This is a genomic window from Paraflavisolibacter caeni, assembly GCF_025628885.1.
Lineage (GTDB): Bacteria > Bacteroidota > Bacteroidia > Chitinophagales > Chitinophagaceae > Flavisolibacter > Flavisolibacter caeni.
The window spans coordinates 115,136-128,804 of the sequence record NZ_JAOTIF010000001.1; the positions used below are offsets into that span (position 1 = coordinate 115,136).

Annotated in this window: 17 protein-coding genes and 1 tRNA gene; 14 read left to right on the top strand and 4 right to left on the bottom strand. The window is 40.8% G+C overall.

Annotated features, from left to right (window positions below; all coding sequences use genetic code 11):
* The first annotated feature begins 220 nt into the window (after nucleotides 1-220).
* The 5 genes from OCK74_RS00465 (at nucleotide 221) to OCK74_RS00485 (ending at nucleotide 3,834) form a co-directional block, all read left to right on the top strand.
* Nucleotides 221-982: an SDR family NAD(P)-dependent oxidoreductase gene (locus OCK74_RS00465; RefSeq protein WP_279295007.1), complete on the top strand. Its 762-nt coding sequence runs from the start codon at nucleotides 221-223 to the stop codon at nucleotides 980-982.
* Between the two features lie 33 nt (nucleotides 983-1,015).
* Nucleotides 1,016-1,234, top strand: coding sequence for a hypothetical protein (locus OCK74_RS00470; protein ID WP_279295008.1), 219 nt, complete (start codon nucleotides 1,016-1,018; stop codon nucleotides 1,232-1,234).
* A gap of 244 nt (nucleotides 1,235-1,478) precedes the next feature.
* Entirely contained in the window at nucleotides 1,479-2,429 is a 951-nt protein-coding gene (locus tag OCK74_RS00475) for an NmrA/HSCARG family protein (RefSeq protein WP_279295009.1), read from the top strand.
* Between the two features lie 170 nt (nucleotides 2,430-2,599).
* On the top strand, nucleotides 2,600-3,079 hold the full coding sequence (locus OCK74_RS00480) for a hypothetical protein (RefSeq protein WP_279295010.1): 480 nt from the start codon (nucleotides 2,600-2,602) through the stop codon (nucleotides 3,077-3,079).
* Between the two features lie 227 nt (nucleotides 3,080-3,306).
* Nucleotides 3,307-3,834 carry an RNA recognition motif domain-containing protein gene (locus OCK74_RS00485; RefSeq protein ID WP_279295011.1) on the top strand — a complete coding sequence of 176 codons (528 nt, stop codon included), beginning with the start codon at nucleotides 3,307-3,309 and terminating at the stop codon, nucleotides 3,832-3,834.
* Nucleotides 3,835-4,107: 273 nt separating this feature from the next.
* Here the strand turns inward: OCK74_RS00485 and OCK74_RS00490 are convergent, their stop codons facing one another.
* Both OCK74_RS00490 and OCK74_RS00495 read right to left on the bottom strand, forming a co-directional pair.
* Nucleotides 4,108-4,320: a hypothetical protein gene (locus OCK74_RS00490; protein ID WP_279295012.1), complete on the bottom strand. Its 213-nt coding sequence runs from the start codon at nucleotides 4,318-4,320 to the stop codon at nucleotides 4,108-4,110.
* A gap of 39 nt (nucleotides 4,321-4,359) precedes the next feature.
* Entirely contained in the window at nucleotides 4,360-4,524 is a 165-nt protein-coding gene (locus OCK74_RS00495) for a hypothetical protein (RefSeq protein WP_279295013.1), read from the bottom strand.
* Between the two features lie 56 nt (nucleotides 4,525-4,580).
* Here OCK74_RS00495 and OCK74_RS00500 point away from each other — a divergent pair, with 56 nt between their 5' ends.
* The 4 genes from OCK74_RS00500 to OCK74_RS00515 all read left to right on the top strand — a co-directional run bounded on the left by OCK74_RS00500 (nucleotide 4,581) and on the right by OCK74_RS00515 (nucleotide 7,214).
* Nucleotides 4,581-5,261, top strand: a complete 681-nt coding sequence (locus OCK74_RS00500; protein ID WP_279295014.1) for a DUF4197 domain-containing protein — start codon at nucleotides 4,581-4,583, stop codon at nucleotides 5,259-5,261.
* A gap of 229 nt (nucleotides 5,262-5,490) precedes the next feature.
* On the top strand, nucleotides 5,491-5,886 hold the full coding sequence (locus tag OCK74_RS00505; RefSeq protein WP_279295729.1) for an ion channel: 396 nt from the start codon (nucleotides 5,491-5,493) through the stop codon (nucleotides 5,884-5,886).
* A 168-nt stretch (nucleotides 5,887-6,054) separates the two neighbouring features.
* Nucleotides 6,055-6,555 carry a glycine zipper domain-containing protein gene (locus tag OCK74_RS00510; RefSeq protein WP_279295015.1) on the top strand — a complete coding sequence of 167 codons (501 nt, stop codon included), beginning with the start codon at nucleotides 6,055-6,057 and terminating at the stop codon, nucleotides 6,553-6,555.
* 176 nt (nucleotides 6,556-6,731) lie between these two features.
* On the top strand, nucleotides 6,732-7,214 hold the full coding sequence (locus OCK74_RS00515; protein WP_279295016.1) for an SRPBCC family protein: 483 nt from the start codon (nucleotides 6,732-6,734) through the stop codon (nucleotides 7,212-7,214).
* 52 nt (nucleotides 7,215-7,266) lie between these two features.
* On the opposite strand, the gene OCK74_RS00520 is transcribed toward OCK74_RS00515, so the two are convergent.
* Nucleotides 7,267-7,920 (bottom strand): tetratricopeptide repeat protein, encoded by a 654-nt coding sequence (locus OCK74_RS00520; RefSeq protein WP_279295017.1) that lies wholly within the window; start codon nucleotides 7,918-7,920, stop codon nucleotides 7,267-7,269.
* Between the two features lie 142 nt (nucleotides 7,921-8,062).
* Here OCK74_RS00520 and OCK74_RS00525 point away from each other — a divergent pair.
* The 5 genes from OCK74_RS00525 to OCK74_RS00545 all read left to right on the top strand — a co-directional run bounded on the left by OCK74_RS00525 (nucleotide 8,063) and on the right by OCK74_RS00545 (nucleotide 11,622).
* Nucleotides 8,063-8,134: transfer RNA gene (locus tag OCK74_RS00525), tRNA-Arg, on the top strand.
* A 203-nt stretch (nucleotides 8,135-8,337) separates the two neighbouring features.
* Complete coding sequence (locus OCK74_RS00530; protein WP_279295018.1) at nucleotides 8,338-9,216, top strand: helix-turn-helix domain-containing protein; 879 nt, start codon at nucleotides 8,338-8,340, stop codon at nucleotides 9,214-9,216.
* Between the two features lie 86 nt (nucleotides 9,217-9,302).
* Nucleotides 9,303-10,301, top strand: coding sequence for an alpha/beta hydrolase (locus OCK74_RS00535; RefSeq protein WP_279295019.1), 999 nt, complete (start codon nucleotides 9,303-9,305; stop codon nucleotides 10,299-10,301).
* Between the two features lie 10 nt (nucleotides 10,302-10,311).
* Entirely contained in the window at nucleotides 10,312-11,145 is an 834-nt protein-coding gene (locus tag OCK74_RS00540) for an SDR family oxidoreductase (protein WP_279295020.1), read from the top strand.
* A gap of 57 nt (nucleotides 11,146-11,202) precedes the next feature.
* A complete protein-coding gene (locus tag OCK74_RS00545) occupies nucleotides 11,203-11,622 on the top strand; it encodes an ester cyclase (protein WP_279295021.1) in 420 nt (139 codons plus the stop codon).
* 359 nt (nucleotides 11,623-11,981) lie between these two features.
* Here the strand turns inward: OCK74_RS00545 and OCK74_RS00550 are convergent, their stop codons facing one another.
* Complete coding sequence (locus tag OCK74_RS00550; protein ID WP_279295022.1) at nucleotides 11,982-13,574, bottom strand: SusD/RagB family nutrient-binding outer membrane lipoprotein; 1,593 nt, start codon at nucleotides 13,572-13,574, stop codon at nucleotides 11,982-11,984.
* Nucleotides 13,575-13,669: the final 95 nt, after the last annotated feature.

The window sequence follows — 13,669 nt, forward strand, 5'->3', positions numbered from 1 at the left end:
AAACTCGGTTTCTATCCTGTTCATCTCATAGATGATCTTTTTACCATGTTATTGAAAACGGATGATGACGTATTCAGTCTTTTCTTGAATTGCCGTTCTATCCATCAAAGCCTTCCAAAAGGCTAGTGCATATAGGGAAATGCAAAATACGTGTTTTTGAGAAGCTTAATCATTGGTAAACCACCATAGCTTTGCATTTACATTTTAAAATTGAACCATTATGCTAAAAGCAAAGATTGCCCTCGTAACGGGTGGGAGTCGTGGCCTTGGAAAAGATATGGCATTGAGTATTGCCCGTAAAGGAATAGATGTAATTCTGACTTACCGCACCAATGAAGAAGAAGCGGGAAAGGTTGCTCAGGAAATAGAAACATTAGGACAAAAAGCAGTAGTCCTGCAATTGGATATGTCTCATTTTGAGTCGTTGAACAACTTTGTAGAAGAAGTAAAGAAAACTTTAAACACCCAATTCAGTACGGGCTCATTCGACTTCCTGGTGAACAATGCAGGCATGGGTGCTACAGTACCCTTTATGGAAGTAACAGAAGAACTATTTGATAATTTCCTGAATGTACATTTCAAGGGGATATATTTCTTAACGCAAAAGTTGGTGCCTTTCATGAATCCCGGTGGCGCCATCATTAATATTTCTACTGGTACAACAAGGTTTTCCAATCCCGGTTATTCTGTCTATGCATCAATGAAAGGCGCAATAGAAGTATTTACTAAATATGTTGCAAAAGAGTTGGGGGTGAAAGGTATTCGTGCAAATGTAGTAGCGCCCGGACCAATTGAAACAGACTTCAATAAAGCCGCAATCCGCAGTAACCCCGATATGAAAGCGCGCCTCAGCAGCCTATCTCCCTTAGGTCGTGTAGGTAATGCCGATGATATTGGTGGGGTAGTAGCCTTCCTTTGTACCGATGATGCCAAATGGATCAATGGCCAGCGCCTAGAAGTAAGTGGTGGCATCAATATTTAATGATTCTGTCTTCACATTATAACTTCACTGCCCGTGATTACAAAACCAATGTACGCTATTCTGTTTCTTTGCTGCTTTTACATCAGCGCTCAGTCCCATTTTTTTGTTTACCATGCCTATACCCGTGCTGCCAATGGCGCCTCCTTGCTCAACATCAAACCCTTATATATAGACGAAGAAGGGTGGCCCACGCTCGATCCCTCGAAAAAGTTGTTCAAAAGAGAGGAGTTCCACTCTATCCCTAAACCATAATATCTTTTCATTGGTATCAATGGTCTTGGTGCCAATGAAAAGATATTTTGATGAAACTGGTGGGGCTTGTATCCCTTTAGCCATTTCCAGGCTCTTCATTTACTTTTAATATTGCCTCATGAAAATTAGATGTTCCAACTTTGACCTGGATTATGTAATTTTCAACTTCCTACCTTTTGAAAGCAAACTATTTTTCTTCTTTCGTATCCCTATTCTTCATAATTAACATACAAACCAAGATTCTATGCCTTCAAAGAAAATCATTACCATTTTTGGGTCAACTGGCGCCCAGGGCGGCGGATTAGCTCGAGCAATTTTAAATGATCCTAATAGCGAATTTGCTGTTCGTGCTTCAACAAGGAACGTGAACTCTGATAAAGCCCGGGAACTGGCACAGATGGGAGCAGAATTAGTAACTGCGGATATTGATGTTCCTTCCACTGTTCATAAAGCATTGGAAGGAGCATACGGAGCCTATTTTGTTACATTTTATTGGGCTCATTTTTCACCCGAAAAAGAAGCGGCTGAAGCAAAAATAATGGCCGAAGCTGCTAAAGCAACCGGATTGCAACATGTAATCTGGTCTACCTTGGAAGATACCCGCGAATATGTTCCCCTGGAGAATGACCATATGCCAACTTTGAAGGGTATATATAAAGTGCCGCATTTTGATGCTAAAGGAGAGTCAGATAAATGCTTTATAGACATGGGTGTGCCTGCAACTTTTTTAAGGGCTTCCTTTTACTGGGAAAATATGATATATTTTGGAATGGGGCCTAAGAAAGAATTAGATGGAAACTATTCTATTACTTTTCCTATTGGCGATAAGAAAATGGCTGGTATTGCTGCAGAGGATATTGGAAAATGCGCCTATGGAATTTTTAAACGTGGACAAGAAATGATTGGCAAATTAATAGGCGTTGCTGGCGATCAGTTAACCGGCCAGGAAATGGCTGCCAAACTTTCAAAAGCATTATCCAAAGGTATTCGCTTTAATAGCGTGTCTCCTGAAACATATCGTGGGTTTGGCTTTCCCGGAGCCGACGACTTGGGAAACATGTTTCAGTTCTATCGCGACTTTGAACAGGAGTTGAACAAAGTGCGTGATGTGACTTTTTCCCGCCAATTAAACCCTGAGCTGCAATCTTTTGATCAATGGCTGGCCAAAAACGCACAGCGCATCCCACTTGAATAGTTTTTTAGTGAAATATATTAACTTTCAAACAAATTAATGAGCAAAGGGAAGTGTTTACACATTCCTTTGCTCATTTCCTCTCTATCTACCTCATTAGTCATTCGAATCATTCGTCATTTAGTACGCTTTTTAGAAAACTATAACATATCCATATGATTCATATATAGGCCATGGCATTTACCTTCACTCGTTTAATTGAAACGAATCCAATGCTTCTGAAAGTTTTAACCGTGGTGGGTTTGGCGAGTTTTGAATTTTACGCGGCGATTCCTGCTGGTTTTGCTTTTCACCTATCTCCTTTGGCCATTTTCCTGTCAAGTGTTTCAGGTAGTTTACTTGGATTAATATTAACCGCATTTCTTGGTGATAGACTCAGGCTGTATTTTTCAAAAAAGAAAGAATTGAAAGAAAATAAACCTCGAAATAGCCTGATTGATAAGATTTGGCGTAAGTACGGCGTTATAGGAGTAGGAATTTTAGGCACCCTGACTGTTGGGGCGCCGGCAAGCGTGGCAGTTGGCCTTGGTTTGAATGGATCAGTTAGGAAACTAATGATTTGGTGCAGTATTGGTATTCTAAATCGTTGTTTGTTGTTTACAGTAATTGCACATTTGGGGAATAATTTATTTGGAAATAACCTATTTTGGTAAAATTTCTGTAAGTCAATTTAGAAATCAATTTTTTGGTGTTAATTGCCAACGGAACGAAATTATTACTTTCGTAAACTATGTAAACAAATTACTGTGGCGAAGCGTTGATAAACAAACGTCACGTTGTATTAATTGAGGAGGTCAGTGAAATTATATAGACATTCAGTTGTTACATATATGAAAAACCTGTCCCCTGTTTTAGTGTAAATTCTTATAAACTTTTTTTTATGAAACTTTTTGTTGCAGGCCTTCCGTATGATTTATACGACGATGAACTGGTTGAAATTTTTGAGAAATTCGGAAAAATAGTGTCTGCCAAAGTTGCGATGGACAAAGAAACCGGCAAAAGCAGAGGATTTGCCTTCGTGGAAATGGAAAACGAGCAAGATGCAAAAGATGCCATTGAGCATTTAAATGATATCTCACTCGGGAAAAAACCGTTAGTCGTTAAAGAAGCTGGCGACCAGCAAGGTGGCGGTGGCTACGGCGGAGGCAACAGAGGCGGTGGTTATGGTGGCGGCGGCTATGGCGGCGGCGGAAACCGTGGCGGCTATGGTGGCGGCGGTTACAATAAAGGTGGAGGCCAGGGTGGCGGAAACCGCGGTGGCGGTGGCTACAACAAGGGCGGCGGTTATAATAGTGGTGGCGGTGGCTACAACAAAGGTGGCGGTGGTTATAACAGCGGCGGCAGCGGTGGCAGCGGTGGTTATAACAAAAGCGACGATGGTGGTTACAAGCCTCGCAACAGGTACTAATATTTGACAGATCTGCGTTCTTACTATGTTCTCTTGTTGGTAAGAACGCATAAGCTTACTATACTTCCTGTCCCATTGTTCAGATGGTGCATCTGGTTTACTGCGCAGTAGTCAGTTAGTACCCTGTGCAATAGTTCAACTTTTATCTTTTTAATAGCAAAAGCCAAACCTGCAAAGTAATATTTACTTTCCAGGTTTGGCTTTTGCTATTTATTGCATCATAAAGATGCACGTCGGACAAAGATGTTCTTATTGATAGTCAATACATTCAGGTTAAGAAACCTGTAAAGGATTTCTTCTCGATGGGATGACGGTTTTCTCGTCTTCGCTCAAATAAACCCAAAAGTCATGTAGCTCATAAATATCTCCAGGAACCTTATTCCCTTGTTCACTGTTGCGCTCATAAGGACCCAGCAGGTTGCCATTAAACTTCAATTCCGAAAGCTTTTGCTCTAGAGTCAACTGTTTAAATTGATCAATATCCATATCTGTGATTTGTTTTAGTTTTTCAAATGTAACTAACAATCAATTTTTAAACCATGAAAACATCTCAGCTTTTTGTTGTATGGTTTTATACTCATCAATAATATCCAATACCTTCGGCACCTCAGGAATAGCGATCCAATACATCTGGATCTTATAAATAAAGCTATTGCGATTTTTTAACAATATGCAGTAAAACTTCTGCATGTTTTTTTAGTCTGTAACTCATGGTTCTAGCTTTTTAGTTCACTTAAAATGATAATATGAAAAAAATCTTTATCCCGACATTATTGACTTTAGTATTACCCTTATTGTTTTCCTGTAGTAGTATCTTATCAGGTTACCGTCTCAATGAAAACGACGCCGCTGCCGCTGTACGCCAGTTATTGCAACTGGGGGCAAGTGAAAGCTCTCTGGCCGGTTCTTTCAGTAAAGACGCGATCATGACAACTATATTTCCTGAACCGGTGAAGAAAGTACTCACCACGTTAAATACCCTGGGGTTAACTTCCGAAGTTGACCGCTTTACTACAACCTTGAGTATGGCTGCAGAAAAGACGGCCGCTGCTTCAGTCCCCGTTTTTACCCGTAGCATAAACAACATGAAGTTCAATGATGCGATGCGTATTATCAAAAGTGGTGGTACTTCAGCTACGGATTATTTGAGGACTTCGGCTGGCGATAGTCTCCGTCGTTCTATTACGCCTATTATGCAGGCTGCTTTAGATGAATACAAGTTGAATGCTCAGTGGGAGCAGCTGATTAAACCTGTAAAGGGGATTGCTGGCAACAGGCTTAATCTCGATATGGCCAACCTGATGGCAGGACTAGTAAGTGAAGCGATGTTTAGAAAAATGGCCGAGAAAGAGATCGAAGTGCGCAATAACGCTTCTGCAAGAACGACCACCCTATTGCAAAAGGTATTTTCAAGAAACTGGAGTTAATTCCATCTAAGTATCCCTATATCTAATAAAGTATGATGAGTGATCAGTAATGAGCATTCCAGCTCAAGGCTGATCACTCATTTTTTTTATGGACTATTCAATAGGTTTCAGATTCAAGTTTACTTCCTATCGCTCTTTGTAACCTATGCCTCTTGGGCATTTACTTTGATCCTTTAACGTTTAACTTGCACTAAGAAGGCGATGAGCAACTTACCCTAATCAGCAATTTCTGGGAGCCGCAATTCGCGCAAGTTCCAAGAAGATCAGCGTATTCATGTTGACAGTTTTATTTCTTGTGATTATACTTGGTTCTTTAATGTACCTGATCGAAAAAGGAGAGAATGGTTTTACCAGTATTCCGGACAGCGTTTATTGGGCCATTGTTACCATTACTACAGTAGGTTATGGCGATATATCTCCGGTTACACCTCTTGGAAAGTTTGTTGCGAGTTTGATTATGCTATTAGGTTATGGGATCATTGCAGTTCCCACCGGTATCATTACAACTGAAGTGACATTGGCAATGAGAAAACGAGATCAAAAAAATGAGGTTTGTCCGGGCTGCGGAAAAGAAGGCCATGACCTCGATGCTGAATATTGCAAATGGTGTGGGACAAAATTGTAGTTCGTTCTTTCTTACACGCTTGTATCAACGTAATGTTTCTTCCCAATCAAGAAATTGTTAATGCTATAACTCCCTGATTCCTTTAACAATTAATTGCTTTCACTGGCACAGTCTTAGCAAATTGAGCGGTATAAACCAAATTATTTCGCCTATTAAAAACATTCTACTATGAAACAAATTTTAGCTGCATTATCCATCGCTGTAGTTATGACTGCTTGCTCCAACAACCCGTCTACAGATACGACGAAATCTGTATCGACTGTAGATACCGCTGGACTGGCAGAATTCCAGGCGTTCAAGCAACAAGCTGCAATGATGAAGATGTATGAAATGCAGAATATGAACGCTGGATTAGTTGCTCCGCAAGCAAGTACTGCAGCCTATTCATCCGCACCTGTTCGCAGAACTTCAAGCCGAAGTTATTCAAGCCGTTCGAATGGTTATCAAAGCGGTTCTATGTCATCTTCATCCGGCAATACTGCGAAAGCCAGAAGAGGTTGGAGCAAAGCTGCTAAGGGTGCTGTAATTGGTGGTGCTACGGGTGCCGTAGCCGGTGCGGTCATCAATAAGAAGAACCGTGCTGTTGGCGCTGTCATCGGTGGTGTATTAGGTGCTGGTGGTGGTTATGCCATTGGCCGTGGTATGGATAAAAGAGATGGTCGTTTCTAATACAAACGATAAGCAGAAATTTATAAAGAAAACGGGTTATAGGGTCCCGGCATCATAAACCCTATGTGAAATAAGGGGCACTGCAGATGCAGTTGCCCTTTATTTTTGTTATTGCTAAGTAGCTTCTAAATTCTTTTTATGAGCCAACAATAATACCGCTTAGTTGTTCTTTAATTATGAGCAGGATCTATCATTTGAAACGCGTACAAAGAATACCTGTCAGCCTGGAACAGGCATGGAATTTTTTTTCTAACCCCAATAATTTACTCACCATCACACCTCCCTTCTTGAATCTGAAGATCACCAACCAGGTGTATGGCGATGAAATATATACAGGACAAATCATCACCTATAAAGTGAAACCGCTGCTCGGCATACCAATTTTTTGGTTGACAGAAATTACGCATGTTGAACGACTGAAAATGTTTGTAGATGAACAGCGCAAAGGGCCATACAAATTATGGCATCACCAGCATCATTTTAAATCTATTGATGGTGGCGTAGAAATGACGGACATTGTGCATTATGCTTTTCCTTTTGGTCTCTTGGGAAATATAGCCCATGCAATTACCGTTAAAAGTCAACTGAACAAGATATTTAATTACCGGTATTTAAAAGTGCAGGAGTTATTTGGTGTGTGGAAAGGAGAGGGGCAATAAAAAAAGCTATCCCATTGAATGAGATAGCTTTTTTATGATTAATTGCTTGGAATTAACCAGGAATTCTTGATATATATTTCTCAATTTGTTTGATCTGGTCTACGATCTGGGGCGTTGTAGGCTTTAAACCTTTAGCCTTGCGGAAGAAATCCTTGGCAGCCCGAAACTCACGTTTGTTCAACATAATGCTACACATCTGCAGGTAAGCGGCAGCCTGGTTTTCTTTATCAGGCAGACCTTTGCGCAGGGCTTCACGAATGTAGTTTTCGCCTTTTCTCAGGTCGTTTTTCTGCAGAGCCAGCATCCCCATTTGCAATAAAGAGGCGCCTTCTGCTTCCTTCATCGGCATACCGAGGTCAAGGCCCTTTTTCATGTTCACTTCAGCCGTATCAAAATCCTGCTTCATCATAGCCATATTACCTTTAAGGGTATAATAAACAGAACGGATCGGCTTGTATAAAAGGTTGGGATATTTTATGGAATTGACAATCTTTTCGGCCTCTTCCATATTACCACTTTCCATGTGCTCCTGGATAAGCCGTAAAGGGCCAAAAAAGAAATGGCCGGCAATCAATATAAGGCCAATAAAATAGAGCGGAAACACAGGCCAGAAGCCACTTACGGTAACATTGAGCAAAATGCCCGCAACAATCAGGGCAATCCCGATATAAAGGCGGTATTTTATAAGCCAATTGTAGAATTTCATATAAAATTTTAAAAGGTTTGCAAAGATAAGGCAGGGTTTGAACAAATCTTTGTTATTTTGCCCTTCGTTTCAGCCAGGGTTATAGCCGCTTGATGAATTTCCATTATTCAAAGTTCTGTATTTCCTTGGTCTTGACCCCCTCGGCCCGGTAGTTCAATGGATAGAATAGGAGTTTCCTAAACTCTAGATACAAGTTCGATTCTTGTCCGGGCTACAAATGTCCCATTTGGTCAGAAACGGGAAGGTTTGGGCAGATTTGGGACGGTAATGGTTAAAAAGGGTCAATAATACCCTGCTGTTTTGTTCGAGTTGCCAATAGAACCTTCACGTTAATAAATGATCTTCTCATCAAATGATCGTAATATTCAGAGATAATATCTATCAAAAAGACACATTTGATTTTCTTAACTTTGCCTGATGAACAATCAGGAAAGGTCTCAAACCTCAGCTTTCAATACCGAATTAAAGCTGAAGGGCTTCAAAGTCTATGAAATTGACAACGAGGCTCATACTGGCCACACCTATAGTCGGAAGGATTTTTGTAAAATCAACCTGACGACAGGAAAGTTTATTTTTCATTATGCAGATAAGAGTTTAGAGACAGACGACACCTTTTTGTTTTTTGGCAATCCCAATATTCCCTACTCTTGTGAGGCAGTTTCAGCGAAGTTCAGTGGCTACACGTGCCTCTTTACGGAGGAGTTTTTAAAGTTAGGCGACCGCTCCGAAAGCCTTCTGCAGTCTCCCTTGTTTAAACTCGGCGGCACACCTATTTTGAAGTTAGATGAAGAGCAAAAGGATTTTATTATTCGTGTGTTCAAGCGAATGCTTACAGAGCAGGAAAATGATTACGCTTTCAAAGATGAATTGATACGCAACTATATTAACCTTATAATTCATGAGGCGGTTAAACTGCAGCCATCAGAAAGCCATTCAAAAAAGACAACTGCTTCGGAGCGAATTACAGCAGTGTTTCTTGAATTGCTGGAACGCCAGTTTCCAATTGAAACTACAGAGCGTCCATTAGAGTTAAAGACAGCACAGGATTTTGCAAAGACCTTGTTTGTTCACGTTAATTATTTAAACAGTTCTGTAAAGGAAGTCACCGGCAAACCTACCACGGCTCACATAGCCGACCGAATTATCAGCGAGGCAAAAGCACTGCTGCAACATACGACCTGGAGCATTGCTGAAATTGCTTATGCCCTTGGTTTTGAATATCCTACCTACTTCAACAACTTCTTTAAAAAGAAAACAGGTGAAATACCAAAGTCTGTACGATTAGCCCACCTTTGATTTTTATACTTTTTCCTTTGTTTTTCATTATTTATTGGTCAGGGTTATTGTGAGCTTTGCATCATTAATCAGATAAAACAATAAATATGAAATCAAAAATCTTCTTAGTAGCACTTTTAGCTACGCTAACAGCAGGATTAAAAGCAACCGCACAAACATCGGCAGGAAAGAATACAACCGTTCAGGCTGTAACATTCAAAAAAGACAATTTGAACTTGGCAGGTAATGTTTACTTACCGGCTGGATTTGATAAAAACAAAAAGTATCCTGCTATCGTAGTTGTACACCCAGGTGGTGGCGTAAAGGAACAAACAGCAGGTTTGTATGCACAGCAGCTTGCAGAAAATGGTTTTGTGGCACTTGCCTTTGATGCTTCACATCAAGGAGCAAGTGAGGGATTACCTCGTTTTCTCGACAACCCTATGAACCGTGTAGGAGACATTTACAGTGCAGTGGATTATCTTGTTACCCTTCCTTATGTTGATGCGGCTTGCATCGGTGGCATGGGTATTTGTGCCGGCAGTGGAACAACAGTAAAAGCAGCAATGACTGAACGCCGCATCAAAGCTCTTGCAACTGTAAGTGCTGTAGATGTAGGCGCAGCAACTCGCAAAGGCTGGGATGGTAAGGCGTCAGCGGCAGAACAGATTGCGATACTTGAAGCAGTTGCTAAGCAGCGTACAGCAGAAGCAACAGGAACTGCACCCGTTTATGTGCCCTATGTGCCGGAAGTAGGAGACAAAACAGCACCTCTGGACTTGCAAGAAGCTGCCGACTATTATCGTACCTCTCGGGGCGGGCATCCAAACTCACAAAACAAGATGCTGCTAACGAGCCTTCCCTACCTTGTTTCATTCAACGGTTTCGATGGGGCAGACCAGCTACTAACACAACCTTTGTTATTAATTGCCGGAAGTGAAGCAGGTTCTTTATGGCACAGCCAGGAACTTATCACAAAGGCTGCTTCTAAAGACAAAGAATTGTTTATCATAAAAGGTGCAACTCACATGGACTTGTATGATGGCAAACAGTATGTACCACAGGTAACAAAGAAGTTGACAGGGTTTTTCGCTAAAAATCTTTAAAATAAAAATCATGGATAGTAAAGTTTGGCTCATAACCGGTGCAGGTCGTGGTATGGGCGTAGATATTACAAAAGCTGCTTTGAAAGCAGGTCATAAAGTGGTGGCAACTGGTCGAAATATTGACAGTGTTGCTAAAGCATTGGGTGAAGACGAAAACCTTTTGATTGTAAAGCTGGATGTTACTAAGCAGGCAGATGCCGATGCTGCCGTGAATGCAGCGGTTGAAAAGTTTGGTAGGATTGATGTATTGGTAAACAATGCTGCAAACTTTATTGCAGGTTTCTTTGAGGAATTAACACAAGAGGAAATCGGGCAACAATTACAGACAAGTTTAATTGGTCCTATGATTGTAACCCGTGCCGTTTTGCCAATTATGCGTAAGCAACGTTCAGGGCATATCATAGCAATTTCTTCTACTGCTGGTCTAACCAGTTTAGAGTTCTGTAGCGCATATTCGGCATCCAAGTTTGGATTGGAAGGATTTATACAGGCACTTCAAACAGAGGTTTCACCATTTGGCATAAATACCACGATTGTAAATCCTGGTTTCTTTAGAACAGAGTTGCTTACCGAGCAGTCAACAAAGTATGCTGATAATCCAATAGCAGACTACAGCGAAAAAAGAGAACAGCTAATGCAATTCTGGAAAGGTGCAAATGGTCAGCAGCCAGGTGACCCGGCAAAATTGGCGCGGGCATTGGTAACGATTGCAAATGAGGAAAAGCCGCCGCTACGTTTCCTTGCAGGTGCTGATGCCGTAGGCACAGCCGAGCAGGTAGCTACAACCCTTCAACAGCAAGCGAATGCCTATCGTGAACTATCCAGTTCTATGGCATTTGCTTAATTGAAGCAAAGGGAGGTGTGTGGAAGGTAATTTTTTGTCCAAATAACTTAAATCATTATGTCAATAGAAAACAACATACAATTGATAAAACGCTTTGTAGCGTTCATCAATACTGCAAACGAAAAACTTGCGGAAGAACTTATTAGTACGGATGCGAAATTTTATGTTCCGGGTCAGCCAGAGCCAATGCACGGACCTGGTGGCTATCTTTCCATTATTGGTATGATGAGAAGCGGATTTAGTGATATTCAATGGTCATTGGAAGATAAGGTTGTTGAGGAGAATAAAGTTGCTGCACGTTTTATTATGAGGGGAACACACAATGGAATATTTTTTGGCGTGCCACCAACAGGAAAGACTATAACGGTTCAGGCTATAAACTTCTATCGCTTTTCTAATGGACAGATCGTTGAAGAATATGGGCAACCGGATATGCTTGGATTACTTCAACAAATTGGAGCAATACCACAAGTATAGATGAAATGTCTTAGAATGTGTGATGGAGTTAAATGCTCTGTCACACTACACCTTTCAAGAATAGACCTCGAAAACCTCGAACGTTGCATGGGTCAGATTTACCCAGAAATGCCCAGTAAGGGACATAAATCCCGTAAATCTTGAAGTAAAAGGTTCGAGTTTTCAACCCTTGGGGCTACTAAAATAACCTCCAAAAAAGAGAGACCGCCCCATTTCTGAGGCGGTCTCTCTTTTTATTCAACTATATGTAATTGCTTATTTCATCCACCAAACCTTCTTGTTCATCCTTAAACAGAAAATAAAAAGCCGTCCCAAAATCACTTTTGAGACGGCTTTTTTCATAAACAAACTGGAGTAAATTATTTTTCTAACCAGATTTTAGTGCCATAAGAGTCAGAAGCACCAATTTCTGCTTTCCAATTTTCGAAATTATAATCCTGTTCCGAAGTAGGATAAGTGTAACGGTGATAAATACCGTAATTATTTTGCCAATAAGCATTATTGTTTAGATCTTTTGGCAAGTTGCCTCCGGTTCTTCTAAACAAAGTCCAGATGTCATTGGGCTGACGCAAACCATCAATCCAAAGTTGTGTATAAATGCTCTTTAATGCTGCAGCCTCGTCGGTAAGGCTGTAGGCAACTTTTGGGTTAGCTAGCAGTGTAGCAAATTCAGTAGCCGTAGGAAGTGCGGCGGGTTTGTTAACTGTCCAGATGCCGCAATTCATTGCCTGTTGAATCCAGAAATTGCAAGAGGCTTTTACACCGGCTTCATATTCATTTTTGGCAGTTGCTGAATTTTTTGTTACACCTAAACCTCTGTTGTAAATTTCTGCGCGGTAGAAATGTACCTGGGCTGCTGTAATCCAAAGCTCCGGCATATACACTTTATCTTCATGGTAAAAGTTGAAAGGAGAATAAATGCATCCGGTGCCTTTGTTTGCCCAATTGGTAAAACGTCCCTGATCGTATGGGCCCCCGCCTTCAGATGGTGTGCTGGTAGTAGGGTTTTGAGGATACGCAACCCATTTACTTGCATTATTTCCTTCGAAGAAAACTTTACAACGTGGATCAAAAATACCACTGCCATCATCGTTATTGTTATTTGACATTTGATTCCACATGGTGGTACCAAGCCTGATATACTGGTTGGCAGAAAAAGACCATGCATGCATTTCAAATACCAAACCTGGAGTTTTTGAAGGCCACAATCCTATATCCTCGCCATCAACGAGTAAAGGCTTATTCAGGGCATCTGTAATTTGAGCAGATGCAAAGGCATTGTCTTTGTCATACATAGTAACTGCCGCACGCAGCCTGAGTGAATTTGCCAATTTCGTCCACTGGGCAATATTGTTCTTTAACAATGTTTCACTGCTTCCTAAAGAAATCTGGTCCGCGCTGGTACTGAAATTATTAACGGCCCATTTTAGATCATTGATACAGGATTTATAAATTACATCCTGCTTGTCATAAGCGGGCTTGTAATTTCCTGTTCCGTACTGTCCTCTACCTGCGTTAAAATAAGGAATGCTTCCAAAATTTTCAGTCATTTTGATGGTTCTGAAAGCACGGATCACCTTATTCATAGCCAAAATATTGGTCATTTTAGCTTTATCGGGACTTGCTGCAATAAGGGTATCAATTTGCCTGGAATTGACCAGCATTTTATAATACGAATCCCACATTTCGTTCGAAGCATTTTCCATTCTGTAACCCGAACTTGCATACTGGGTAGCTTGCTGGGTTATTTCATAAATAAAGGAATGGTAAGTTGCCTGCTCCTGATAAGAATTTTGGCAAGTGGAAATATTATAATTAAACAAATCTCCTATAGAAGCTGAAGTGGGTTTATTATATGGTTTGTTCATTTCTTCAAACCCCTTGGTACAAGACGAAAGAGTATTGATACCGACAGCAACCATTACACCCAAGGTTAAAGTTTTTATGTTCATTTTTTTGACTTTTGATATAAAGCAGGTGGCTTGCATCAAAACTGTAATCGACAACAATTAATTATGGAAATAATTTCATCAACAATTCTGAAGCA

What these genes read in the sequence shown, in the direction of transcription:
- OCK74_RS00495 (WP_279295013.1), bottom strand. Translation starts at nt 4,524, where the DNA reads ATGCAGAAGTTTTACTGCATATTGTTAAAAAATCGCAATAGCTTTATT.
- OCK74_RS00485 (WP_279295011.1), top strand. Translation starts at nt 3,307, where the DNA reads ATGAAACTTTTTGTTGCAGGCCTTCCGTATGATTTATACGACGATGAA.
- OCK74_RS00520 (WP_279295017.1), bottom strand. Translation starts at nt 7,920, where the DNA reads ATGAAATTCTACAATTGGCTTATAAAATACCGCCTTTATATCGGGATT.
- OCK74_RS00530 (WP_279295018.1), top strand. Translation starts at nt 8,338, where the DNA reads ATGAACAATCAGGAAAGGTCTCAAACCTCAGCTTTCAATACCGAATTA.
- OCK74_RS00515 (WP_279295016.1), top strand. Translation starts at nt 6,732, where the DNA reads ATGAGCAGGATCTATCATTTGAAACGCGTACAAAGAATACCTGTCAGC.
- OCK74_RS00480 (WP_279295010.1), top strand. Translation starts at nt 2,600, where the DNA reads ATGGCATTTACCTTCACTCGTTTAATTGAAACGAATCCAATGCTTCTG.
- OCK74_RS00465 (WP_279295007.1), top strand. Translation starts at nt 221, where the DNA reads ATGCTAAAAGCAAAGATTGCCCTCGTAACGGGTGGGAGTCGTGGCCTT.
- OCK74_RS00540 (WP_279295020.1), top strand. Translation starts at nt 10,312, where the DNA reads ATGGATAGTAAAGTTTGGCTCATAACCGGTGCAGGTCGTGGTATGGGC.
- OCK74_RS00510 (WP_279295015.1), top strand. Translation starts at nt 6,055, where the DNA reads ATGAAACAAATTTTAGCTGCATTATCCATCGCTGTAGTTATGACTGCT.
- OCK74_RS00550 (WP_279295022.1), bottom strand. Translation starts at nt 13,574, where the DNA reads ATGAACATAAAAACTTTAACCTTGGGTGTAATGGTTGCTGTCGGTATC.
- OCK74_RS00545 (WP_279295021.1), top strand. Translation starts at nt 11,203, where the DNA reads ATGTCAATAGAAAACAACATACAATTGATAAAACGCTTTGTAGCGTTC.
- OCK74_RS00535 (WP_279295019.1), top strand. Translation starts at nt 9,303, where the DNA reads ATGAAATCAAAAATCTTCTTAGTAGCACTTTTAGCTACGCTAACAGCA.
- OCK74_RS00500 (WP_279295014.1), top strand. Translation starts at nt 4,581, where the DNA reads ATGAAAAAAATCTTTATCCCGACATTATTGACTTTAGTATTACCCTTA.
- OCK74_RS00475 (WP_279295009.1), top strand. Translation starts at nt 1,479, where the DNA reads ATGCCTTCAAAGAAAATCATTACCATTTTTGGGTCAACTGGCGCCCAG.
- OCK74_RS00490 (WP_279295012.1), bottom strand. Translation starts at nt 4,320, where the DNA reads ATGGATATTGATCAATTTAAACAGTTGACTCTAGAGCAAAAGCTTTCG.